The sequence below is a fragment of the Corynebacterium sp. zg254 genome (assembly GCF_024701495.1).
Classification (GTDB): Bacteria; Actinomycetota; Actinomycetes; order Mycobacteriales; family Mycobacteriaceae; genus Corynebacterium; species Corynebacterium zhongnanshanii.
The window spans coordinates 185,925-210,585 of record NZ_WIAR01000004.1; the positions used below are offsets into that span (position 1 = coordinate 185,925).

Annotated in this window: 17 protein-coding genes; 11 read left to right on the forward strand and 6 right to left on the reverse strand. The window is 62.4% G+C overall.

The window, feature by feature from the left end; all coding sequences use genetic code 11:
• Positions 1–113: 113 nt before the first annotated feature.
• Both GC425_RS09745 and GC425_RS09750 read left to right on the forward strand, forming a co-directional pair.
• Entirely contained in the window at positions 114–2,300 is a 2,187-nt protein-coding gene (locus tag GC425_RS09745; protein WP_151844889.1) for an acyltransferase family protein, read from the forward strand.
• A gap of 67 nt (positions 2,301–2,367) precedes the next feature.
• On the forward strand, positions 2,368–3,666 hold the full coding sequence (locus tag GC425_RS09750; RefSeq protein ID WP_192930445.1) for a glycosyltransferase family 87 protein: 1,299 nt from the start codon (positions 2,368–2,370) through the stop codon (positions 3,664–3,666).
• Positions 3,667–3,729: 63 nt separating this feature from the next.
• Here the strand turns inward: GC425_RS09750 and GC425_RS09755 are convergent, their stop codons facing one another.
• Positions 3,730–6,510, reverse strand: coding sequence for an acyltransferase family protein (locus tag GC425_RS09755; RefSeq protein ID WP_151844891.1), 2,781 nt, complete (start codon positions 6,508–6,510; stop codon positions 3,730–3,732).
• Between the two features lie 30 nt (positions 6,511–6,540).
• The gene (locus tag GC425_RS09760; RefSeq protein ID WP_151844892.1) at positions 6,541–7,122 is read right to left on the reverse strand and encodes a gamma carbonic anhydrase family protein; all 582 of its coding nucleotides are present in this window, start codon (positions 7,120–7,122) and stop codon (positions 6,541–6,543) included.
• Positions 7,123–7,144: 22 nt separating this feature from the next.
• On the opposite strand from GC425_RS09760, the gene GC425_RS09765 reads away from it, so the two are divergent.
• Positions 7,145–7,645: a flavodoxin family protein gene (locus GC425_RS09765; RefSeq protein WP_151844893.1), complete on the forward strand. Its 501-nt coding sequence runs from the start codon at positions 7,145–7,147 to the stop codon at positions 7,643–7,645.
• 32 nt (positions 7,646–7,677) lie between these two features.
• Here GC425_RS09765 and GC425_RS09770 read toward each other — a convergent pair whose 3' ends face one another.
• Positions 7,678–8,010 (reverse strand): hypothetical protein, encoded by a 333-nt coding sequence (locus tag GC425_RS09770; RefSeq protein ID WP_192930446.1) that lies wholly within the window; start codon positions 8,008–8,010, stop codon positions 7,678–7,680.
• Between the two features lie 185 nt (positions 8,011–8,195).
• Here GC425_RS09770 and GC425_RS09775 point away from each other — a divergent pair, with 185 nt between their 5' ends.
• The 3 genes from GC425_RS09775 (at position 8,196) to GC425_RS09785 (ending at position 10,055) form a co-directional block, all read left to right on the forward strand.
• On the forward strand, positions 8,196–9,188 hold the full coding sequence (locus GC425_RS09775) for a nitronate monooxygenase family protein (protein ID WP_151844895.1): 993 nt from the start codon (positions 8,196–8,198) through the stop codon (positions 9,186–9,188).
• 85 nt (positions 9,189–9,273) lie between these two features.
• Entirely contained in the window at positions 9,274–9,690 is a 417-nt protein-coding gene (locus tag GC425_RS09780; protein WP_231699812.1) for a DUF488 domain-containing protein, read from the forward strand.
• Positions 9,691–9,767: 77 nt separating this feature from the next.
• A complete protein-coding gene (locus GC425_RS09785; RefSeq protein ID WP_151842731.1) occupies positions 9,768–10,055 on the forward strand; it encodes a GlsB/YeaQ/YmgE family stress response membrane protein in 288 nt (95 codons plus the stop codon).
• An 859-nt stretch (positions 10,056–10,914) separates the two neighbouring features.
• On the opposite strand, the gene GC425_RS09790 is transcribed toward GC425_RS09785, so the two are convergent.
• Entirely contained in the window at positions 10,915–11,343 is a 429-nt protein-coding gene (locus tag GC425_RS09790; RefSeq protein ID WP_151844896.1) for a hypothetical protein, read from the reverse strand.
• A 157-nt stretch (positions 11,344–11,500) separates the two neighbouring features.
• On the opposite strand from GC425_RS09790, the gene GC425_RS09795 reads away from it, so the two are divergent.
• Positions 11,501–12,178, forward strand: coding sequence for a DNA-3-methyladenine glycosylase I (locus GC425_RS09795; RefSeq protein WP_151844897.1), 678 nt, complete (start codon positions 11,501–11,503; stop codon positions 12,176–12,178).
• Here the strand turns inward: GC425_RS09795 and GC425_RS09800 are convergent.
• On the reverse strand, positions 12,175–14,487 hold the full coding sequence (locus GC425_RS09800) for an NADPH-dependent 2,4-dienoyl-CoA reductase (protein WP_231699813.1): 2,313 nt from the start codon (positions 14,485–14,487) through the stop codon (positions 12,175–12,177). The two genes, GC425_RS09795 and GC425_RS09800, sit on opposite strands and share 4 nt — an antisense overlap.
• A 361-nt stretch (positions 14,488–14,848) precedes the next feature.
• Between GC425_RS09800 and gltB the strand changes: the two genes are divergently transcribed.
• From gltB to GC425_RS09820, 4 genes are all read left to right on the forward strand, one after another.
• On the forward strand, positions 14,849–19,456 hold the full coding sequence (gene gltB / locus GC425_RS09805) for a glutamate synthase large subunit (protein ID WP_151844899.1): 4,608 nt from the start codon (positions 14,849–14,851) through the stop codon (positions 19,454–19,456).
• The gene (locus GC425_RS09810; protein WP_151844900.1) at positions 19,456–20,994 is read left to right on the forward strand and encodes a glutamate synthase subunit beta; all 1,539 of its coding nucleotides are present in this window, start codon (positions 19,456–19,458) and stop codon (positions 20,992–20,994) included. Before gltB ends, GC425_RS09810 begins: the two co-directional genes overlap by 1 nt.
• A gap of 216 nt (positions 20,995–21,210) precedes the next feature.
• Entirely contained in the window at positions 21,211–21,546 is a 336-nt protein-coding gene (locus tag GC425_RS09815; RefSeq protein WP_151844901.1) for an RNA-binding S4 domain-containing protein, read from the forward strand.
• Positions 21,546–22,472, forward strand: a complete 927-nt coding sequence (locus GC425_RS09820) for a VOC family protein (protein ID WP_151844902.1) — start codon at positions 21,546–21,548, stop codon at positions 22,470–22,472. The genes GC425_RS09815 and GC425_RS09820 overlap by 1 nt, the downstream gene beginning before the upstream one ends.
• Positions 22,473–22,487: 15 nt before the next feature.
• On the opposite strand, the gene GC425_RS09825 is transcribed toward GC425_RS09820, so the two are convergent.
• Positions 22,488–24,590, reverse strand: coding sequence for a M13 family metallopeptidase (locus GC425_RS09825; protein ID WP_151844903.1), 2,103 nt, complete (start codon positions 24,588–24,590; stop codon positions 22,488–22,490).
• Between the last annotated feature and the right edge of the window lie 71 nt (positions 24,591–24,661).

Consider the following 24,661-nt stretch of genomic DNA (forward strand, 5'->3'; position numbering starts at 1 on the left):
CACTACGGCCGTCCCATCCCGTCCCCAACACCACACCAACACAACCGCCATCGCCTCCCCGTCCCCATCGGATTAGGCGCGTTCCTAAGAAAACCCCTAAACTGTATTTTGTTATGGCTACCCCCACTGGCCGCTCGGGCGCTTATAGAAACGACATAGATGGGCTACGCGGATTCGCAATTTCGCTGGTCGTGATCTTCCACATCTTCGTAGGACGTGTGTCCTCAGGTGTGGATGTCTTCCTGTTCGTCGGGGGTGTTTTCTTCTTCGCCTCTCAGATTCGTAACGCGGTGAACCCCCAGGGCCTCACTGTGGTGCAGGCGATCGTGCGCATGCTCCGCCGTCTCTTCCCGGCGCTGGTCACGGTCGTGGGGCTTAGTTTCCTCCTGGCCCTGCTGGTGTATTCACCTGCCAGGTGGGGTCCGGTAGGGCAGGACGCGGTGGCGTCGATGACGTATTGGCAGAATTTCCAGCTGGCGTTGAACAATAGTGATTACGCCGCGATCAGCCGGGACGTCAGCCTGTTCCAGCATTTGTGGTCGATGTCGGTGCAGATGCAGATTTACGTGGGTGGCCTGCTGGTGATCGCCCTGATTGCGGCGCTGACCCGGCGTGCGCACTGGTCGGCCACGGCGCTGCGGACGCTGGTGGTGGTCGCGACGATCGCGAGCTTCGTCTACGCGCTGTACCTGCACGGCACGGACCAAGGCTGGAATTATTATTCGCCGCTGTCTCGTTTCTGGGAGATTGGCCTGGGCGGCATTTTCGGCATGTGGGTGATTGCGAAGCCATTGCCGAAGGCGCTGGATGCGTTCCGGCTCCCCGCCGCGGTAGTGGGTCTGCTGCTGATTGTGGGGACGGGCGTGTTCCTCAACGGCGCCGAGCAGTTCCCTGGCCCTGCCACGCTGATCCCGCTGGCTGGTGCGGCGCTGGTGATCCTCGCGGGAAATCCTTCCGCGACGGGGGAGCATCCGGCGGGCGTGCGCGCGCTGTTGGAGTCCGGTCCGCTGCAGTTCCTGGGCAAAACGTCCTACAGTCTGTATCTGTGGCACTGGCCGCTTCTGGTGCTCGCGACGTTCTATTTCGCCGGCGATGACCGCCGCACCGTGCACAGCGGCATGGGTATCTTCGCCACGATCCCGGGCGGCCTGGGTGCGGCTGTGGGCGTCGGGACGATCCTGGTGTCCCTGGGTCTGGCGTGGCTGACCTACCGTTTCGTGGAAACTCCGCTGCGGCAGGTCGTGAAGCCGCGCTCGCGGAGCTGGATTTTCTTCGACGCCGCCTACATGAAAACAGCCTTCCACTCCGGCCATCGCCGCCGTCTTGGAGCGGCGTATGTGGCCGCCGCCGCTGTCGCGGTGGTGGGTCTGTCCGTAGCGGTGGCCCCGCGGGACGTGGATTCCGAGGCCGTGGTCAGTGCCGAGCCTGAGGTGTACCCCGGCCCCCAGGACCTCCTGTCTGGGCAGAAGGTGTCTAGCGCCACACCGATCCCGGATGCGAACGCGAACGTGGATTCGATGTATCCGAAGACTCACGTGGATGGCTGCTCGGCCTTGTTCGAAGAGGCCGAGCCGGTGCTGACCCACGACCGTAATAGCGGCTCGGACCCCTGCGTGTACGGCGATGTGGATTCCGATCGGACGATTTACCTGTTCGGTAACTCCCATGCTGAGCACATGCTGCCGGCCCTGGATTCTATGGGCAAGGAGCGCGGCATCAAGATTAAGGTGCTGGTGAAGATGAGCTGCTACCCCGGCGGCGGTGCGGTCCGCTCTGATGGCGGCGATTACCCGGAGTGCGGCGAATGGCAGGAATCCACCACGCGCTACATCCTGGACAACCCGCCCACGGAGGGCGTGTACCTGATTTCCACGCATCCTGAGCCGGGGACGAAGGGGCCGGAGGAATTCGCGCCGGGTGTGCGGGATCTTGTGACCCGTTTCAACGACGCCGGGATTCACGTATGGGCGCAACGCGATACCCCGTGGCCTCACGATGACATCGGCGATATTGATGTTCGTTTGTGTGTGGCCGATGGCCTGTACGACCCGGAGGATGTGGACGCGAACTGCGGCATGTCCCGCCAGGCGGCCTTCCAGGATGTGAACCCTGCATTGGAGGGCTTGGCCGGGTTGGATGTGACGCATGTGGATCTGACCGACGGGTTGTGTGACGAGCATGTGTGCCCCGGTGTGATTGGTAATGTGCTGGTGTACCGCGATTCTTCGCATCTGACGAACGTGTTCTCCCGCATGTTGGCTGGGGAAGTGGAAGCGCAGATGTTCCCGCACGCTGCCTGAGAGTTCTCAGGCGCGTGGGCTAGACTCTGGGGTGATGAAAGACAGCGCGCACTCCAGACTTGGTACTTTGATTGATTTTTTGACTCGCCCGTCCTACCTGGGCGATGCTCAGCACGGTGGTCCGGGCAGGTCTTTGGCTGCGAAGTTTCTGTTTGTGGTGGCGGGAGTTGCCGTCCTGGTGGCCGTTGTGTTGCAACCTTTAGGATCCTCCGGTCCGGATTTCGACCCCATCTGGAACGCGGTCACCAAGTACCTCTCCGGCCAGCCGGTGTACGACGAGGACTATTCCACACAAGACCCTCACTATCTGTACTCGCCCGGAGGAACCCTGCTCATCAGCCCTCTTGGCTGGCTTCCGGGCCGCGATCTGGCGCGCTGGGTGATGCTGCTTGCCGGGGCCGGCTGCATTCTGCTGGCGATGTACCTGCTGTCCAGGGCGGTGGCGGGACCGGGGCGCCGCGCGCTGGTGGTCTGCGCTGGCTTCGTGACCGTCACATTCTTCTTCGCGGAGCCCGTGCGATCGACCTTGAAGTACACCAACATCAATGGCTTCTTGCTGTTACTTCAGGTCATCTTCATTCTGGCGACGGTGTCCCTTCTGCGTGCTCGGCAGGCCAGCGACGAGCCGCTCGTTCCGTGGATGGTGAGTAGCCTCAAGCGACCCGATACTCTGGTTGCCGCGGTGGTGCTGTCCGTGGCCTTGAGTATTAAGCCCCAGTTCGTGGCGCTGGCGGTGCTGTCTGTTCTCACATTCCAGTGGGCGGTGCTGCTGGTGGCTGGTCTGTTGTTCTGCCTGTACTTCGCGTTGGGTTATGCCACCATGGCCCGCCCAGGGGACTATTTCGAGCGCCTGCTGCCGTACATCGGCGAGCCCCGGGATTACAACAATGGCTCGCTGGACGGCATGGGCCTGCAGCTGGGGTGGAACCCCGAGCTAGTGCTGGGACTGAAGGTTGTCTTGATGCTGGTCACTCTCGGCGCCGTGTGGGCACTGTTCGCTTGGCGGCATCACGACCCATTCTTCTGGGCTGCTACCAGTGCGAGCGTCCTGTTCTGCGGTCTGCTCATGTGCAGCGGGCTGGTGCAGGGCTACTACTGCATCTGGCTGTTCCCGCTGCTCATCACGGTGCTGCGGCCGTCCTCTCCCATGCATTCCGTGTGGATGTGGTTAGCCTACTTCTGCCTGGTGTTTGCCTTCGAAGTGCCGGAGGACTGGGGAGTTATTCATAGCGTGCTTCGCTGGCAGGCGTCGATCGCCTGGATGTTTATCCCTACGTTTGTCCTGGGCTGGGCGCTGAAGAACCGGCCCTCGCAGGCTCGGGTGGCGCACAGCCAGGCGGCGCACAGTCAGGCGCAGCGGAGCTAGCCGGCGCTGAGCCGCGGTGCGCAGCGCGCCGGTCGACGTGCGCCGGTCGACGTGCGCCGGCCTTTAGTCGACAGTCACGCTGCCGAACATCTGGCGCTCAATTTCCTGCGCCAGGGTGCGCGCGAACACGTTCGTGTAGTGGTGGCTGTCTCGGTACACCACCACGTTGCCGATGATGCCCGGGCACCAATTATCGCGGCACAGGACTGGCGTGAGGTCAAGGTTGGTCACGCTCAGGCCCTTGTAGGCGCCGTTGTTGGGAAGAGCCTTGGTGCCAGAGTCGCGCTCTGGTTCGGCAGCATCGCTGCTCGTGCTCGATTCAGTGCTCGTGGCTGTCTCGCTGGAACTGCTCGAGGTGCTGGTGGCACTGGAGGAGCTGGACGTGCTGGAGCCGTTCGAGTTCTTGTCTGAGCCCTTGGACTTCTTTGAGTCCTTATCGGAGTTCTTCGACGAGTCGCCCTTCTTCGACGGTGCGCTGGACACCAACATGGAGTTTCCATACGCATCTTGCTGGTACAACGCGCCCGCAGGGGTGGTGTAGAACACCGCACCAGCGCTGTTCACGTAGAAGCGGTTGCCCGACGGATCAACATAGCCCGTGGGAACCAGTCCCGCCATCGGCGCTGTACCGCCCGTGGCGCTTGCACTTGCACCATTCGTGCCTTGTGCTAGCGTGCCCTGCGCCAGCGTGCTCTCGTGGGCACGCAAGGACACCTCCGGGGAGGAGTCCTTACCCCAGGCAGACGCAGCTGTCTTCGAGCCCGTCGCCGGATTAATTTCCTCCAAACGGCTGCGAACAGTATTGCCGCACACGGAATTAATCTCGGAAATCTCCTCGGAGGTCACCGACATTTCATTGTGGACCCCAGGGTAACCACTGCCGGCGTCGTTTTCTCCCCGCTTTCCCTCCATCATGTCGGCAACGCACAGGCGCATGTCCATCAATCCCTGAGAATCATCGGAATTATTCATGAACCACACATTGTCGCGAACAAGGTAGGAATGAATGCCCCACGAATCGAACTGCTGAACAGTTTTCAAAAACTCATCGGGAACGACCTCGGGACCCTGGCCGAGTAGACCGGTGGGGCGGGTGCCCGTCATGAAAATGCCCTCGGTGGGAGGATTATCGTGGATGTACTGCATTACAGCTTCCGACCACACTGGGCAGGTCGGGTTCGGGGAACCATCGGCCAGCGGCAGGGAAGAATTAATCGGGCAGGCCATTTTCATCAGCGGCACCAGCTTAATTCCGCGAGATTTCATCACCACGTCCAACGCCGGCAGGAAATGCTCCGAGTGGGACGCACCCACAAGATACAGCGTGCGGTCACTATGCACATCTCCATATGCGCACGGCACAGGGGAGCGGTTGTAATCCTGCGTCAGAACCAAGAATGATTCCGTGAATCCTTGCGAGCAGCCATCAAAAGCTGTCTGAGGCGTGAGTGCATCAAAATCCTCCAGCGGTGGCACCAGCGGAAGATTCGCCCGCACATCCTCATTGTTCACGTTGGCGCGCGCGCCCGGATACATGTCCGCGTTGGAGGCATATTGCCACAACAAGTCGCCCTTATCGCGCGCACGGGAATCCACCACAGTCGGCGCGTACAGAACCGCCGCCACAATCCCCGCCAACGCTACGGCCGCCGCCACCTTGAACGGCTTCACGCCGCTAAACAGCTTCACCCACGAGCGCTCCTGCTTGGACTGCTGCCGCAGCGGCTTCTCCACCACACGCATCGTGATCCACGCCAGCACGATGGACCCCGCGATCACCAGAAGCCCCAGCATCGCCGGGACCTGCGTGCGGCCGGACAGGTTCAGCGCAAGAACCAGCAGCGGCCAGTGCCACAGGTACAGCCCATAGGAAATGCGGCCGAAGAACTGAAACGGCGCGCTTTCCAGCAGACGGTTCACCGCGATCGCTTTACCATCAGTGCCCGCGGTCTCGTACTCAGTGCCGGTGCCCGCCAGCACAATCAGCACCGTGCCCAGCAGAGGAATCAGCGTCCACGGGCCAGGGAACTGGTGCGCACCATCCAGGAACAGGCCCGTGAAGATGATGCCGGCGATGCCGACCACACCCATCACCCAGCGAGTCCACCGCGGCGCCCGCGCCATGAGCAACGCAGGGCTGCCGTCGGTGCGAGTGCGGCTGCGTCGGCTGGTAATGACAATGCCCAGCAGGCCGCCCAGCCCGATCTCCCAGAAACGTGAGAACGTGGAGTAGTAGTTCAACGTTTGATCGTCGACGTGGAGCCATGTGGCATAGATAAACGACGCCAGCGTTGCGACCACCAAGGTGACCGTAAAAATGGGGCGTGAATACTTCCGCACCACCAGGGCAAACAGCCAAATGAACAGCAGACTGCCCACGTAGATCTGGAACTGCACCGCCATCGACCACAGGTGCTGATACGGGCTGACCTGTTGCTGGATGGCGGCGTACTCACGCCCTGTATTCGCAAGCGACCAGTTCTGGAAGTAGCCCAGGGACGCCACGGCGTCGTGAGCAAGGTTGGAATGCTGCAGTGTGGACAGCGCAATCAGGCCGCCACCAAGCGTCGCCGCGACCACCACCACAAGATGCGGATACAGGCGGCGGATAATGCGCACCAGGGACTGCAGCAGCGTTTGCCCCTTCGGATTCAGCGCATTATTCAACTGGCCTGAGAAGAAGAACACGCCACCGAGGAGAAGGAACACGTCCACACCAGAGGACACTCGTCCCACAAAAACGTGGAAAACAACAACCAGTGCGATGGCGAATCCACGGAGGCCTTCGATATCGGTGCGGAAACGCCGTGTGGGCGTGCTGTTCCCTGATGTGCTGCTAGACATAACCCTTCAAGAGTATCCGGGGACTAGGCCCTATTCAAAGAAGACATCCTCTAAACGCAGCACTTCTGCGTTCGATCCCGTTGCGCGCGCCTGCGCCTTCGCGGTGTTCACGTATTTCGCGGCATGGGTGATGAAATACTCGGACTCTTCCGTGCTGAGCTCCCGGCGGACCTTCGCCGGAACGCCTGCGGCCAGAGACTTAGCCGGGATCTCCTGGCCCTCCAGCACCACGGCTCCCGCGGCGATGAGGGTGCCCGGGCCCACGTGGGACCGAGACAGCAGAGCCGCCTTCATCCCCACCAAGGTTCCCTTCTCCACGTGCGTGCCGTGGAGCAGAGCCATGTGGCCCACGGTCACGTCCTCTTCCAGGATGCAGGGAGCAGAGGACTCCTCGTGGATCACGGAGTTGTCTTGAATGTTCGTCCGGGCGCCGATTCGGATGGAGCCGACATCAGCACGGAGGACGCATCCATAGAACACTGAGACGTCGGGTCCAATTTCCACATCGCCGATGATCGTCGCATTCGGGGCGATATACGCCGAGCGGTGGATACGGGGGACTTTGCCGTTAAACGGCAGGATGAGTGGTTGAGCGTGTGGGGGCGTGTTCATGCTTTTTAAGGATAATGGGAACATGACCTCTACGCGCACGATTCTTGTAATCCATCACAGCCCCACGCCCACAGCTCGCGATGTCGCAGACACAGTGTTGACGGCAGTGCGGGAGGCGGCAGAGACGATCAACGCCAGTAGCGACTTCGATGTCCACGTGGACGTGGTGGAACGCACCCCGCTGGAGGGCAAGACAGAGAAGGAACTCGCTGAGGAACTGGTGGCCGCGGACGCCGTGATTTTCGGAACCACCGCGAACTTCGGCTACATCTCCGGCGCGCTGAAACACTACTTCGACGTGGTGTTCGTGCAGGCGCACGAGCGCACCGAAGGCAAGCCCGCCAGCTGGTGGATCCGCGGCGGCTACGACACCACAGGTGCCGCCAAGGCCATGCGCACCCTCACGACGGGCTTCAGCGTGGACGTGGCTGCTGAGCCCGTGGAGTTCTGCGGTGAGGTGGATCCACACCGCGAAGCGCTGACGGAGATGGCGCAGACCATCGTCGGCGCGGCGTTGGGGTGAGGTGCTGACGGGGTGAACCGGCGGCGTCGGTGTTATTGGGAATCAGACAATGCGTAAGCCAGCCCCGCGACCGTGCCGGTCACGGTGAGCACAGCAGGCCACGCCCCGATCTTCTTAGCTAGCGGGTGAGACGCACCGAAGGCACCCACGTACGCGGCAGTCAAGCCCGCAGCGACAGGAGCCCCGGCCTTCGCCGCCCAGGAGCGAGCCGCGTAGCCGCCAGCAGCAGCCAGGATCACGCCACCAAGAGGACGAATGCCGGTCTCGCGGGCGGTGAGCCACCCACCAATCAGGCCGGTAGACACCACAGCAACAGTGTTGACGTCGTGGGCGGACTTCAGGGAAAACTGGTTGTTCTTAGCCATAGTTGTCATAGTACTGCCTGGCCCCTACACACGCGCTGAAGTAGGAGCGGTCGCCACCCCTTAAACCGGGGCTCTCGCCACCCCTTGCACGCGCTCCACGTGGTTGCTAGTCTGTGGCACGCACTTCAGTGCCGAACGCCATGTGACAGTAGGCACGCATCGTTATAACGTCTAAACTAATAGGTATGAGCTCTTTCACTACTCGACTGACTAGATTGTGGGGTATCGACAAGCCCATCGTCTCCGCCCCTATGGCCGGACGCGCCGGAGGCGAGCTGGCTCGAGCAGTCAGCCTCGCCGGCGGCCTCGGCACCTTTGGCGTATCCGCTTCGGCATCGCCCGAATGGATCACCGAGCAGGCCGCCATCGCCCGCCAGGGCGGCGTGTACGGCATCGGCCTTATGCTCTGGGCGATGGAGAAGAACCCAGAGCTGGGTGAGCAACAGTGGAAGGCTGTCTTGGACGCGCGCCCAAGCGTCGTATCTCTAGGATTCGGCGACTCCACCCGCTACGTGGAAGAGGCGCACGACCACGGCATCAGCGTGGTCCAGCCCGTCAACACCATCGCCCAGCTCCGCACGGCCCTGGCGGCCGAGGCGGACGCGATCACGGTGCAAGGCACAGACGCCGGCGGTCACACCGGACGCCTGGGCACCACCCCATGGATGCAGATCGCCCTGGACTACATGGAAATCCACGCGCCGGCGATCCCCGTGGCTGTGGCGGGTGGCATCGGCTCGGGCCGCGGTGTGGCGTCCGTCCTGGCCGCCGGCGCCGACGCAGCGTGGGTGGGCACCGCCTTCCTCGCCAGTCCCGAATGCCTCGGCGGCGAAGAACTGCAGAAGGCGTCCGTCAACGCCCGATCCACCGACGCCGTGCTCACCGATATCTACGATATTGCGGAACAGCAGGCATGGGACACCGAAACCTGGCCCACCCGAACCATCCGCAACTCCTTCGTGGATGCGTACGCTGAGCTGCGGGAACGTGGCGAAGTGAGCGACGACGAACTCATTGCCGCCCGCGCGCCGGGTGGTGACTACGCCGATGAGCTGAAGCTTCACGCGGGTCAGGGTGTGAGCCTGCTGCGCTCGCGCATGCCGGCGGGCAAGGTGGTGGACATGCTCCACGACGACGCCATGCATTTCCTGGAGCGCATGCGAACCCGGCTGGGTTAGTGGTGCGGGCTCGGCTGGGTTGAGGATGCAGGCCTGGCTGGGTTGAGGATGCGAGCGCGTCTGGAATCGTAATAGCGTGGAGTCCATGAGCATGTCAGTGGATCGTGTGTACAACGTCCGAGATGAGCAAGACTCCGCGAAGGTGTACTTCCTTGTTGATCGGCTGTGGCCGCGCGGGGTGAAGAAAGAGTCCCTGTATCTGGGCTTCGAGGGCGATGACGCGGGGTGGTTGAAAGAGCTCACGCCGTCATCAGAGTTGCGGAAGCGTTTTCATGCGGAGTCCGGCGGAATCGACTTTGAGGAGTTCACCGGCCTGTACCTCCAGGAGCTGGAGGACGCGCAGAGCACAGGGGAGTTGGACGATGCTGTGGAGCTGGTGCGGAGGGCTGTTCGGGGTGGTGGCCAAGGTGGTCAGGGAGACGTTGTCCTGCTGACGGCCAACAAGGACGAGAGTGAGAATCACGCCGACGTGTTGCGGACGTGGTTGGAGGAGCAGCTGTAGGCAGAGGATTCATCGTTTCGTCTTAATCGTTTCAGCGCCCACGACCTGTGCCGCGGGATCCTGGTACCCTGGTTCGCATGGAAAATATTATTCTCGCAGCAAGTGCAACTCCTGCCCTCGGATTCTTCGGCTGGATCATCATCGGTGGTCTGGCTGGCTGGATCGGATCCAAGATCATGGGCACCGATGAGCAGATGGGCATCTTCGCCAACATCGGAGTCGGTATCGTCGGTGGTTTCCTCGGCGGTTGGGTCTTCTCCCTGTTCGGCATCGAATCCGGTGGAAAGTGGTTCTCCTTCCTGACCTGTCTGATCGGTGCATGCCTGTTCCTGTACATCCTGAAGCTGGTCACCGGCAAGAAGTAAAACCCCTCAACCTCTCACAACGCACGGCCGACCGATCACCGGCTGTGCACCAGACAACCTGGCTGGCAGATGAAGTTCATCTGCCAGCCAGGTCTTCTTTATAGGAAGCTTCCGTCATCGCGGGAAGCTCCTTTCATCGTAGGAAGTCTGTCATCGGCGCTTTCCAGATCGGCGGAGGGTCAACGGGGGAAGCTGATGGTGAACGGTGTGGCACAACCGTAGGATTATGGTGAGTTGTCGCAAACATCTTTCCCTCGGAGGAGGAATCGTGAAGAACAACAAGCATATGGCCACGCTCGTGATTGCTGCTGTGACCTCTGCACGCGCAAGCGCTCCGGCTGGAGCCGTGGAAAGCGCAACTATAGCCCAAGCCTCCGAGCTCCGATGAAGGCACCCGCTTACGCATCATTGAGCAACATATTTTGGCTCACGTTAGCTGTCTCGACCTTCGGGTTTCTTCTCCTCACGATTGCAGTGGGACGCCACACGCCAGCTGCCGACTCATATCTGGGCGACTACTGGGGAATCGTCGCGATTGGGATTGTGCTGGCAATTGTGTACAGGTACCTCGACGGCCGTCGCCTGTCTCGCGCACCTCATGACACTCAGAAACACACGGGTGAATCTTTAGTGGTCCTTGTCATCACGATCATGGCAAACCTTATGCTTTGCCCTACTCTTATTTTCACTTCGGTTCCCCGTCTACTGTGCCTTGCTGCCTGTGTCTTCCTCGCCGCTCTACCGTTGGCCCAGGCCCGTGTGCGTACTTAGGCCTCGTTTCTTTGCTGCACCGTCAACGTCTTCTAGAAGAGTAGGCCCTGACAGGGGTTGTGTGGCCTCGAGATGCAGGAAGCGTCATTTAGATCTGTGACAGGAGAAGTCCCACCAGGACAGCCGCCAGGACCGCGAGCACGCATACGCTGATGCCCGCCACGATTGACGGGTACTTCCGCACGAAGGATGTGATGAATCCTGAGGTGGAATCCTCTTCAGCGTCGCCCGGTGAATTGTCTTCCACGTCAAGCGTGTGCTCATCAGCGGAAGCGTGGGATTTGTTCCCCGTATGGGAGCCGTCGCTGAGAGGATGAGCGTTCAGCACATGATGACTCTTGTAGACCTCCTGCGAAGAGGAAGGGGGAGCAAGCTGAGTCACAGGAACGCCCGAGGACGTCAGAAAACCACCACGCTGCAATGGCGCGGCAATGAACGTACCGCGATCGCCATTGTGCTGTTCCTGGACACCATGGGGCATAGCTTCCTCCGTAACTTTTTCCCTTAGCTTATCCATGCAGGTGAATCGATAAAAATGTGCAGGCGGGGGGCTATGGGCACCGCCGACGTCACCGTGAAGGATCAAGGGTGTTCGATTATGGAAACAGTCTATGTAGGACGGTGCCGTTAGGCTAGGGGTAACGATCAAGGGGTATCGATAAGGAGGAGATCGCATGACTACACCCGAACCGCTCGCCATCACGTCAGGTGGCCAATTCATGGGACCCGACGGAACGGCGCGCCCAGAGTGGGCCTACCGCAGTGACCTGGACCAGGATTACTTTGACAATGAATGGGGACGACCCGTCATCACCGAGCATGGGCTGCTGGAAAGAATCACCCTCGAAGGGTTCCAATCCGGCTTGAGTTGGGCGACTATTTTGCGCAAGCGCCCCGATTTCCGGCGTGTGTTCCACATGTTCGACCCGGAGCGAATCTGCGCCATGACGGAGTCTGACAGGCAGGAGGCTCTGGCGGACACGCGCTTGATCCGTAACGAACGCAAGCATGCGGCGCTCTATGCCAACGCTCAGGCTGCCCTGGAGCTTCGGGAAGACCCGCGCTGGCAGACTCTCCCAGAGGACGCTCGAGCTCGAGACATTCTGCAGGGCGCGGCAGAGCGCCTGGCTCCCGGATTGCCGGTGCTGGTGTGGTCGTTCGTGCCACAGGAACACCGGCGACCCAAACACGTGGCAGAGGTTCCGAGCCAGAGTGCCGAATCAAAGGAGCTGGCGAAGACCTTGAAATCCTACGGTTTCGCTTTCGTGGGACCCACCACCGCCTACGCCCTGATGCAGGCGATAGGCATGGTGAACGACCGCGTGGATGAGGCGCCAGGGGGTGGGGCCTAGATCTTTGCCGCTGTTTCCACCGCTTGGCGGATGGCGCGCTTGGCGTCCAACTCCGCTGCCACATCAGCGCCACCGATGATGTGAACGCGAGGATCGTGGGTATTGGAGGCTGGCTCCGGCGCGGCGTTGGAGGAGGCATCGGAGGATGCGCCCTCGGAAGCCCATTCGGCCGACAGGTCATCGGACTTCTCCGGTGCCGTAGGCTCCCAGCCCTCGGGGCGCACAGACTCCTGGCCGGTGCACAGCACCACGGTGTCCACCGGCAGCGTGATGGCGATGCGGTCCTGGCCCTCGGCTGCAGCTGCTTCTGCAGCCTTCGCCGCGGCCTGCTCGCCAGCATCGCCACCGCCGAACAGGTACTTCAGCGCGCGGGAATCAGAAGGCACAGTGATGTGGAGGCCGTCTTTGGCTACCTTCTCGTAGCTCACGCCCGGCACCTGCAGAGCACCACCCATCAACACGGCAGCGCGGTGAACCCAGCCGGTGGTCTTACCCAATCCCTTACCCAGAGAGGAGGTTTTACGTTGAAGCATCACAATCTGACGCGGTGCCTTGTGTGGCTGCGGGCGGCCCAAATTGCCGACCACATCGGTGCTATCCACCACGCCCCACTGCGTGCGCCACTCGTCAATGGACTGCGGATGAGGAACATAGTCCTGCTCAGAGGAGGCATCTGTAGCCGACGAGGCAGTTTCCCCAGGCTGTGCCACGGGAGCATCCAGCAGGAACTCCGCCACGTCGAAGCCAATACCGCCGGCGCCGATGACAGCCACAGCCTGACCTGCCTGCTTCTTGCCGCTGATGAGGTCCGCGTACGTTATCACCTGAACGCCCTGACCATCCGCGTCCAGCAGGCGGCCAGCAAGGCCGTCCTCCACTCCCTCAAACTTCGGGATGCGAGGGGACACGCCGGTGGCCACGATAACCTCGTCGAATCCCTGCTCCAGCAACTCTTCGGGAGTCTTGCGCTGGCCGTACTCGATGTACACATCGGCGCGCTTGAGGCGTTCCTGCACCGCGGTCAACGTGGACACGAACTCCTCCTTGCCGGGGATGCGCATCGCCAGCTGGAACTGGCCGCCCGCCCGGTTCGCCGCCTCAAACACGGTGACCTTGTGGCCTCGCTCCGCCAGAGCTTCGGCGGCGAACAGCCCGGCCACGCCAGCGCCGATCACACCGACGTTCTTCGTGGTGCGCGTAGGTCCCAGCACCAGCTCCGTTTCGTAGCAGGCGCGCGGATTTACCAGGCAGGTAGAACGCTTATTACTGAACGTGTGATCCAGGCAAGCCTGGTTGCAGGCGATGCAGTGGTTAATGAGCTGCGCATCACCGGCGGCCACGCGGTTGACGAACTGGGCATCCGCCAGCAGCGGACGCGCCATGGACACAAAGTCCGCATGCCCGTCAGCCAGGACGTTCTCGGCCACATCCGCGGTGTTGATGCGGTTCGAGGCAACCACGGGCACGGAGACGTGCTCGCGCAGCGCCTTCGTTGCCCACGTGAACGCGGCCCGTGGAACAGACGTGACGATGGTGGGGATCTTCGCTTCGTGCCAGCCGATGCCGGAGCTGAACATGTCCACTCCGGCCTCCTCCAGGCGGCTGGCGAGTGCGAACACCTCCTCCTGAGTCTGGCCATCCTCCACAAGCTCCAGGACAGAGATGCGGTAGTCCACGATGAAGTCATCCGGGACCGCAGCGCGGACCGCCTTCACGATCTCCACGGGGAAGTTCTGGCGCTTCTCAACGCTTCCGCCCCAGTTGTCCTCACGAGAGTTCGTGCGCGCGGCCAGGAACTGGTTGATGAGGTAGCCCTCGGAGCCCATGATCTGCACGCCGTCGTAACCAGCGCGCGCCGCGTAGGAGGCCGCGGTGGCGTAAGCGTTGATCGTGTCCCAGATCTCTTCCTCGGTCAACGCGGACGCGGGGAAGGGGCTGATGGGGGACTGGGTGTCCGACGCAGACTTCGCCATCGGGTGGTACCCGTACCGTCCAGAGTGCAGCAGTTGCAAGATAGCGAGCGCTCCGCCGTCATGGACGGCGGAGGTCACGGCGCGGTGGGCGTCGGATATGTCCTCGTTATCAAAGGGCAAACCATACGGGGTGAGGTTGCCGGCGAGAGTGGGGGCGTAACCGCCGGTGACGATGGCGGCCACACCACCCTCGGCACGTTCTTTGAAGTAGGCCGCGAGCTTCGGGATGTCGTCGAGGCTGTCCTCGAGGCCAGTGTGCATCGAGCCCATGATCACGCGGTTGCGGAACTCGCGGCCGCGGATGCTGAGCGGGGAGAGAAGTTGTGGAGTCGTCATGAGAGTCATTGTGGCGGAGATTACGGAAAAAGTCAGGGAAAGACATGGAATTGCTGCATTGGGGTGCGAATTGGGGTGTGCCGGACGGTGTGTCGGGCGGCGTGTTGCGCGGACGTGGATGCAGGTGTGGATGCGCATGGGGAGGCGCGCGTGGATGCATGCGCGCATGCGCCCCCACGGACGCCGAGGTGCCCTCAATGCACGCACTTGCACATATGCGCATAAATGTGAAGCCCGCCATAGTTCTCAGTAACGCAAAAGTTAATTGAGGCTGGCCTAATTTTACATGGTTGCGGAATTGAGTGAGTCTATAAACCCATTCTTATGAAAAGAAGAGTTAATGAGAGTTAGGCCGTTACTCATGAATAATTATCCTGCACGCCAGGGTCTCTACGACCCGCAGTTCGAGCATGACGCATGTGGTGTTGCTTTCGTTGCAGACATGCACGGTCGTAAATCCCGCGACATCGTGGAAAAAGGAATCCAGGCACTTGTCAACCTGGACCACCGTGGAGCAGCCGGTGCTGAAACCAACACCGGTGACGGTGCCGGAATCCTGATCCAGATCCCAGACCGCTTCTACCGCGAAGAAATGGCAGCCCAAGGCGTAGAGCTCCCACCCGCCGGCCAATACGCCGCCGGCATCGCCTTCCTGCCCAACTCCCGCATGGCCGCACTGGACGCCCAGCGCGACATCGAACACATCATCTCCGAAGAAGGCCTCACCTTCCTTGGCTGGCGCGAGATCAAAACCGACGACTCCTCCCTCGGCGCCATCGCCCGAGACGCCGAACCGATCTTCACTCAGCTCTTCCTCTCCGGAACCGACGCCAACGGCGAACCCCTCGAAGGCCTCGAGCTGGACCGCCGGGCATGGTTCGTCCGCAAGCGCGCAGAGCGCGAACTCGGATTGAAGGGGCCAGGAGTAGGAACCGGCGCAGACACCGTCTACTTCCCCTCCCTGTCCTCCCGCACCGTGGTGTACAAGGGCATGCTCACTACGCCACAGCTGCGCGACTTCTACCTGGACCTCCAGGACGAGCGCGTGGAGTCCGCACTCGCCATCGTGCACTCCCGCTTCTCCACCAACACCTTCCCCTCCTGGCCACTGGCACACCCCTACCGCATGCTGGCCCACAACGGTGAAATCAACACCGTCCGCGGAAACGAAAACTGGATGCGCGCACGCGAATCCCAGATCCACTCCGAGATCCTGGGCGACATCAACCGCGTCCTGCCCATCTGTGACCCAGAAGGCTCGGACACCGGCCGCTTCGACGAAGCCCTGGAGCTGCTGCACCTCGGCGGCCGCAGCCTGCCACACGCCGTGCTGATGATGGTGCCGCAGGCCTGGGAGCGCGCAGAAAATCTGGACCCAGAGCTGCGCGCCTTCTACGAGTACCACTCCACCTTCATGGAAGCCTGGGACGGCCCAGCCGCCCTGGCCTTCACCGACGGCACCATCATCGGTTCCGTCCTGGACCGCAACGGCCTGCGCCCCGGACGCATCTGGATCACCAAAGACGGCCTGGTTGTCATGGCCTCCGAAGCCGGCGTGCTCAACATCAAGGACGAAGATGTTGTCAAGCGCACCCGCGTGGAGCCCGGCAAGATGTTCCTGGTGGACACCTCCCGCGGTTGCATCGTGGACGATCAGGAAATCAAGAAGGAACTCGCCTCCCAGCCATACAAGGAATGGGTAGACACCCAACTGGTCCAGGCGGACAACCTCCCTGCCGGCGAGGTGGAGCAGATGAACCACGAGCGCGTGGTTCTGCGCCAGCGCGTCTTCGGCTACACCGAAGAAGACCTCGAAATCCTCATCCGCCCCATGGCCGCCACCGGCGCCGAGGGCATCGGATCCATGGGAACGGACACGCCCATCGCGGCCCTGTCCGACCGCCCACGCCTGCTCTTCGACTTCTTCGCACAGCGCTTCGCGCAGGTCACCAACCCACCACTGGACTCCATCCGCGAGAAGATGGTGACCTCCCTGTTCACACACCTGGGTGCACAAGCAGACATTCTCAACCCAGGCCCAGAAGCCGCCCACCGCATCCACCTGGATACGCCGGTCCTTCTGAACGAGCAGTTGGCGTCGTTGAAAAAAATCGGTGAGACGGCCGAAGATTCCGCATTCCGCTCAATCACCATCCGCGGCCTCTACCCCGTTGCACACGGCGGACCCGGCCTGCGCCAAGCGATTGAACGCATCCGTCGCGAAGTCTCCGAGGCGATCAACAAGGGCATTTCCCTCATCATCCTTTCCGACCGCGAATCCGACGAGCGTTACGCACCGATCCCATCGCTGCTGCTAACCTCCGCGATCCACCAGCACCTGGTGAAGGAAAAGACCCGCACCCGCGCCTCCCTGATCATCGAAGCCGGCGACGCCCGCGAGGTACACCACCTCGCCATGCTCACCACCTTCGGCGCCGACGCCCTGAACCCATACATGGCGCTGGAGACCGCAAAGGAACTCGCCGAGCAGGGACGCCTGAACACCGGCGACGCCACCGTGGACGCCGCGACCGCCCAGAAGAACCTGGTGCACGCACTGTCCTACGGGCTGCAGAAGGTGATGTCCAAGATGGGTATCGCCACCGTGGCGTCCTACCGCGGCGCCCAGCTCGCCGACGTCACCGGCCTGCACCAGTGGCTGCTGGACGAGTACTTCACCGGCGCCTTCAGCCCGATCTCCGGCATCGGCCTGGATGCCATCGCCGAGGACGTGTCCACCCGCCACCGCGCGGCATTCCTGCCACGCCCCGAGGAGCAGGCGCACCGCGAGCTGCACATCGGCGGCGAATACAAGTGGCGCCGCGAAGGCGAATACCACCTGTTCAACCCAGAGACCGTCTTCAAGCTGCAGCACGCCACCCGCACGGGTCAGTACCGCATCTTCAAGGAGTACACCTCCAAGATCAACGACCAGTCCAAGCGCCTGGCTACGCTGCGCGGCCTGTTCGAGTTCACCTCCGACCGGCCGTCGATCCCGATTGAGGAAGTAGAGCCCGTCGAATCCATCGTTAAGCGGTTCTCCACCGGCGCGATGTCCTACGGCTCCATCTCCGCCGAGGCGCACGAGACGCTGGCCATCGCCATGAACCGCCTGAAGGGTATGTCCAACTCCGGTGAAGGTGGCGAAGACCCTGCGCGCTTCACCCCAGAAGCCAACGGCGACTGGAAGCGCTCCGCGATCAAGCAGGTGGCGTCCGGCCGCTTCGGTGTGACCAGCCACTACCTGAACAACTGCACCGACATCCAGATCAAGATGGCCCAAGGTGCCAAGCCCGGTGAGGGTGGCCAGCTGCCGCCATCCAAGGTCTACCCATGGATCGCTGAAGTGCGTGTGACCACCCCAGGTGTGGGACTAATCTCCCCACCACCACACCACGACATCTACTCCATCGAGGACCTGGCGCAGCTGATCCACGACCTGAAGAACGCCAACCCAGACGCACGTATTCACGTGAAGCTGGTGGCAGAGCAGGGCGTGGGAACCGTCGCAGCAGGTGTGTCCAAGGCTCACGCAGACGTTGTGCTGATCTCCGGCCACGACGGCGGAACCGGTGCCTCGCCACTGACCTCCCTGAAGCACGCCGGTGGCCCATGGGAGCTGGGCCTGGCTGAAACTCAGCAGACCCTGCTGATGAACGGCCTGCGCGACCGCATCACCGTCCAGTGTGACGGCCAGCTGAAGACCGGCCGCGACGTAGTGGTTGCCGCGCTGCTCGGCGCCGAAGAGTTCGGATTCGCCACCGCGCCGCTGGTGGTGTCCGGCTGCATCATGATGCGCGTGTGCCACCTGGACACCTGCCCCGTGGGTGTGGCAACCCAGAACCCAGAGCTGCGTAAGCGCTACACCGGCCAGGCGGATCACGTGGTGAACTTCTTCACCTTCATCGCTGAAGAAGTCCGCGAATACCTTGCCGAGCTGGGCTTCCGCTCCATCGAAGAAGCCGTGGGCCACTCCGAGTGCCTCACCGGCGGAAGCATGGACGTGGAGCACAAGACCGCTGGCAAGCTGGACCTGCGCCCCATCTTCGCCCGCCCAGAATCCCCATTCATGTACCAGGATCTGCACCAATCCAAGAAGCAGAACCACAACCTGGAAGCGGCCCTGGACAACCAGATCCGCGCCGAGGCCAAGGAAACCATCGAACGCGCCGCCCGTGGCGAGAACGTTCAGATTTCCCTGGACTACCCGATCACCAACGTCAACCGCTCCGTGGGAACCATGACCGGATCCATGATCTCCCGCGTGGCCGGCCGCGACGGACTGCCGCTGAACACCGTGAACCTGAACTTCAACGGCTCGGCTGGTAACTCCTTCGGCGCCTTCACCACCGCGGGCATGACCCTCACCCTGAACGGTGACGCCAACGACTACGTCGGCAAGGGACTGTCTGGTGGACGCATCGTGATCCGCCCAACGGATCGCGGCGAGGCTGCCCTGGAGGACACCCAGCACGACGTCATCGCAGGTAACGTGCTCGGATTCGGTGGCGTGACCGGTGAGATGTTCATCCGCGGTACCGTCGGCGAGCGTTTCTGCGTCCGTAACTCGGGTGTCACCGCCGTCGTCGAGGGAATCGGCAACCACGGATGTGAATACATGACCGGTGGCCGCGTGATCGTGCTCGGCTCCATCGGCAACAACTTCGCCGCGGGTATGTCCGGTGGCATTGCCTACCTGCTGGACGACGGCACCGACGTTGCCTCCCGCATCAACCCTGAGCTGGTGGAGATCGAAAAAATTACCGACGCCGATGAGCTCGCATGGCTCACCGAGACCATCGATACTCACCGTAAGCTGACCGGCTCCACTGTTGAGGTAGAGCCACAGAACATGATCAAGGTCATGCCACGTGACTACGACCGCGTTCTGAAAACCATCGCCCGTGCCGAGGCCGCCGGCCTGGACAAGGACGGCATTGCAGCCGCAATCATGGAGGAAGTGAAGTAATGGCTGATCCAAAAGGCTTTCTAAAGCACACCCGCGAAGAAGCAGAACACCGCCCCGTGCCGCTGCGCCTGCTGGACTGGAACGAGATCTACGAGGACTTCTCGGACTCGAAGGTCCAAACCCAGGCAACCCGCTGCATGGACTGCGGCATCCCCTTCTGCCATGACGGCTGCCCGCTCGGAAACATCATCCCGGAGTGGAACGACCTGGTGCGCAAGGGTGAGTGGAAGCAGGCATACGACCGCCTGCACGCCACGAACAACTTCCCGGAGTTCACTGGCCGCCTGTGCCCCGCACCGTGCGAAGGCGCATGTGTACTGGGTATTGCCGACGACCCAGTGTCCATTAAGTCCGTGGAGCTGACCATTGTGGAGCACGCCTACGCCAATGGGTGGGTTCAGCCGGTCAAGCCCACCTTCAAGACCGGCCAGTCCGTCGCCGTGGTGGGCTCCGGACCTGCAGGAATGGCGGCAGCTCAGCAGCTGACCCGTGCGGGTCACGACGTGACCGTCTTCGAGCGGGCCGACCGCATCGGTGGCCTGATGCGCTACGGCGTGCCAGAGTTCAAGATGGAAAAGAAGTGGATCGACCGCCGCATCGAGCAGATGGAGGCCGAAGGCACGAAGTTCGTGGTGAACACCTCCCCAACCGGTGAGGACCTGAAGGACTTCGACGCGATCGTCATGGCCATCGGCTCCACTGTGGGCCGTGATCTCCCCGTCCCGGGCCGTGACCTGGAGGGCGTGTACCAGGCTATGGAGTACCTGCCTCCCGCTAACCGAGTGGGCTACGGCGACATGGAGACCTCCACCATCGACGCCAAGGGCAAGAACGTGGTCATCATCGGTGGTGGTGACACCGGTACCGACTGCTTCGGTACCGCGCTGCGCCAGGGTGCGAAGTCCGTGCACCAGTTCGACATCATGCCGAAGCCACCGAAGTCCCGCGCGGCCTCCACACCATGGCCTACCTACCCGCTGAAGATGCGCCTGGCAAGCGCCCACGAGGAAGGCGAGTACACCGTCACTGGTGACGAATCCGCCGACCTGGCAGAGAAGCTGGCCTTGGCCGAGCGTAAGCCCGGTGAGGCTTTGGGTGAGCGCCGCTGGCAAATGAACACCGTGGAGCTCATCGGCGAGGACGGCAAGGTCACCGGATTGAAGGGTGCTCAGTGCCAGTTCGGCCCGAACGGCCTGGAGAACGTGGAGGGCACCGACTTCGAAATGGACGCGGACCTGGTGCTGCTGGCCATGGGCTTCGTGTCCGTGGAACGCAGCGCTGCCGTGGCTGACCTGGACCTTGAGGTGGATCAGCGCGGACGCCTGGTGCGTGACGAGAACTTCCGGGCAACGCCGCAGGCGCCGGAGTTTGCGAAGAAGAAGGTGTTCGTGGCCGGCGATGCGGGCCGCGGACAGTCCCTGATCGTGTGGGGCATTTCCGAGGGACGTGCCACGGCGGCTGCTGTGGACCGGGCTTTGATGGGTGAGACGGCTCTGCCTCGTCCGATCAAGCCGACGGATGTCGCGATGCGCGCATAGCACCACCTTCTAAGCCTTACCTTCTAGGCTCTACCTTCTACCTGAGCCCGGGGAATCCTTGCCCCGGGCTTTTGTTTACCCAGGCTCCCACAAATTGTTCGCTCAAAACGCCAGATTTGACCCCAAATCTGGCGTTTTGAGCGAACAATTTGTCTAGACCGGTGCTGAGGCGCCCGCCGGCTCAGTGCCCCACACCCTCCGGGTAGACTGGCCTGCATGCATATCCCCGAGATCTCCATCCGAGACCAAGAGATCAAACTCGGCCAGTTCGTGAAGCTCGCCAACCTGGTAGAGACCGGAGGCGTGGCCAAAGAAGTCATCGCCTCCGGAGCCGTGAACGTCAACGGACAGACGGAAACCCGCCGAGGAAAAACCCTCAGGGCTGGTGATGAAGTGACCCTCGTCGACCTCACCACCGGCGAAGTGTTGGTCGGGGCGCGGGTTGCGGTGAACGAGAACTTCGGCGTCGATGATGATGACGACCTCGGCGAGTACTTCGACGAAGCCACCGCAGACGACGATTTCGACCCCGAAAAGTGGAGGAACATGTAATGCCAGCACTCATCGCGCAGCCCGGAATGCCCATCTGGGTGGACCTAGCCACCACGGACCTCGACGCCGCGAAGGCCTTCTACGCCGGCGTGCTGGGATGGGAGTTCCAGCAGGTCAGCCCCATGTACGCCCTGGCGAAGAAGGACGGCATGTCCGTCGCCGGCGTGGCCCAGGTGCCGAAGGACAACGTCTCCCTGTGGGGCATGATGCTCTACACCCCCAACGTCGCAGACGCCCACGCGAAAGCCCTCGAGGCCGGCGCCACCAGCGTGCTCGAGCCGCAGGACATCAAGGACGGCTCCTCCATGGCAATGATCGTCGACCCGTGCGGAGCGACCGTCGGGTTGAAGCGCCCAGCCGATGAGATCGCCCTGTTCGCCGCCGGCGAGCCGTCCACCCCTGTGTGGCACGAGCTGTTGGTCGGCGCCGAGTGGGACAAGACCCTGGAGTTCTACCACACCCTCGCGGGCTGGGATATTCGCGCGATGGGTGGCGGCAGCAACGGCGATGCAGGCGCTAGCGATAGCGATGCCAGCAGCAGCGCCAGCTCCCGCTACGCCGTGGGCGAATACGACGGCGCCGCGCTGGTCGGGATGTGGGATACCTCCCGCATGCTGACCCCGGACACCCTCAATACCGACGCCACCAGCGCCGCGGGCGTCCCCGAGGCCACGGATGCTTCTACTGTGTCCATGTGGACGTTGTACATGGGCGTGGGAAACCTGAGTGAGGCGATCGGCAAAGCCCTGGAGCTCGGCGGCACGCTGGTGCGCGAACCATGGCTGTCCGAATTCGGACGGATGGCCACGATTCAGGACGCCCAAGGCGCGCTCCTCAACCTCTGCGAAGTGGAGGAGTACGTGCCGAGCGAGGACGAGGTGCACGAGCCAGACTTGTTTGCGCCGGAGGACTTCCGGGCGAACTAGCGCTGCGGCGCCGCGCTACCAGATCGTCACGCGCTGATCCTCATCCAGCCACATGCCGTCGCCAGGGGCCACATCGAAGGCCTCATAGAACTCGGCCACGTTCGAGCTGATCACATTGCACCGGAACTCCGCCGGGGAGTGCGGATCAATGGACGCGTACTGCGCGGCCATCTGCGGACGGATCGCGGTCTGCCAGATCCGCGCCCAGCGCAGGAACACCCGCTGCAGGGCAGTGAACTCTCCCTCCATGCCCTCCACGGGGGCGCTGGGCGCTGTGTCGAAATCAAGCCCCTGGTCCGCCAGGTAGCGCCGCAGCGCCACGATCGCGATGCCCAGTCCTCCCAGGTCACCGATGTTTTCACCCAGCGTGAAGCGCCCATTGACCGTGTGGTCCTCAATGCCGCGCTGACGCAGACCCGTCGGCACCAGCCCGTCGAACTGCTCCACCAACTTGTCCGTCAGCGCGCTGAACGCAGCGCGGTCCTCCTCCGTCCACCAGGAGTTCAGGTTGCCGTCGCCGTCAAACTTGGAACCCTGGTCATCGAAGCCATGCCCAATCTCGTGGCCAATCACAGCACCAATGGCTCCAAAGTTCGCTGCTGCATCCGCGCCGGCGTCGAAAAATGGGGGACGGAGGATCGCGGCGGGGAAGGTAATGTCGTTTTTGACGGGATTATAGAAGGCGTTGACGGTCTGCGGGGTGCAGAACCACTCGTCGCGGCGGGCGGGCTTGCCGAGCTTCGCGACCTCGTAATCGTGGTTGAACGCGGTGGCCGCGCGCACATTGGCCAGCACATCCGCGCCGGTGGGGGAGAAGGACAGACTGTCGAAGCTGCGCCACGAATCCGGATAGCCGATGTTCGCGGTGAACTTCTCCAACTTCGCCAGGGCCTTGTCCTTGGTGGCGTCCGTCATCCACGGCAGTTGCTCGATGCGCTCGCGGTACGCGGCGATAAGGTAATCCACCAGCTCCAGCATCTTTTCCTTATTCTCCGGTGGGAAGTGCTCGGCCACGAAGTACGTGCCGACCTCTTCGCCGATCTGGCTTTCGACCAGGCCTACGCCGCGCTTCCAGCGGGCGCGCTGCTCGGTAGCTCCGGAGAGGGTTTTGCTGTAGAACTCCCAGTTGCGGTCCACGATGGGCTTCGGGAGCAGGCCGGCGCGGGAGGTGAGGACGCGCCAGGCGGCCCAGAGCTTCCATTCGCTGAGATCGCGGCTGGCGAGCGTGGCGACGTGCTCCAGGTAGCTGGGCTGGTTCACGATGATGGTGCCGTGGCTGGCGGGCACGCCGGTGGCTTCGAGCCAGGTGGCGAAGGGGAAGCCGGTGGGCAGGTCGGCGATGGCGGTGGGGTTGTAGGTTTTGTCGGCGTCGCGGCTGGTGACGTTGTCCCAGTGGCCTTCGGCGAGGGCGGTTTCGAAGCCGATGAGGGTGTCCGCGAGTTCGGCGGGGTCGCCGGCGAACTCGGGGAGTTCCTGGGCGAGCGCGATCATGTCCGTGACGAAGGCCTTGTAGGCTTGCCGGGTTTGTTCGTGTTGCTGCTCGCGGTAGTAGGCCTCGTCGGGGAGGCCGAGGCCGGTTTGCACCAGGTAGAGCTGCGTGAGGCCGCTGGCGCCGAGGCTGTCGCCGGAGTCCTTTTCGATGTAGTAGCCCACCACGCCGCCGATTCCTGCGCGGTCGAGGTGGCCCAGCGCTTCTGCTAATTCTTTAATATTCGACGCCGAGCGCACCCCCTTCAGGTCTTCTTCCAGAACTGCGAGGCCTGCGTTGTCGATGCCTTGGGCGTCCATGAAGGAGGAGTAGAGGGCTCCGATGCGGCCGTGGGGGTTGTCGGCTGCCTGCTGTTCGATGATGTTTTTTACGTCTTTTTCGGATTGGTCGCGCAGGGTGTGGAAGGTGCCGTCGACGGGGCGGTCGGCGGGGATGGTGTGGGTGGCGAGCCAGTGGCCGTTGACGTGGCGGTAGAGGTCTTGGGTGGGGGCTATGGGGTGGCTGGGGCCTTCGGTGATGTTGTCGGGGAGGGTGGTGGTTGCTTCTTGTGGAGTGTCTTGGGTTGGTTCTTGGTTTGGGTCTGCGGTTGTGTCTTGGGAGTTGGTTGCTTCTTGGGTTTCGTTAGACATGCTTGCCAGCCTATAGAAAACCTCTAGACAAGGTGTGCAGAACAGTGTCCGGACACTGTCCTGCAAATTGT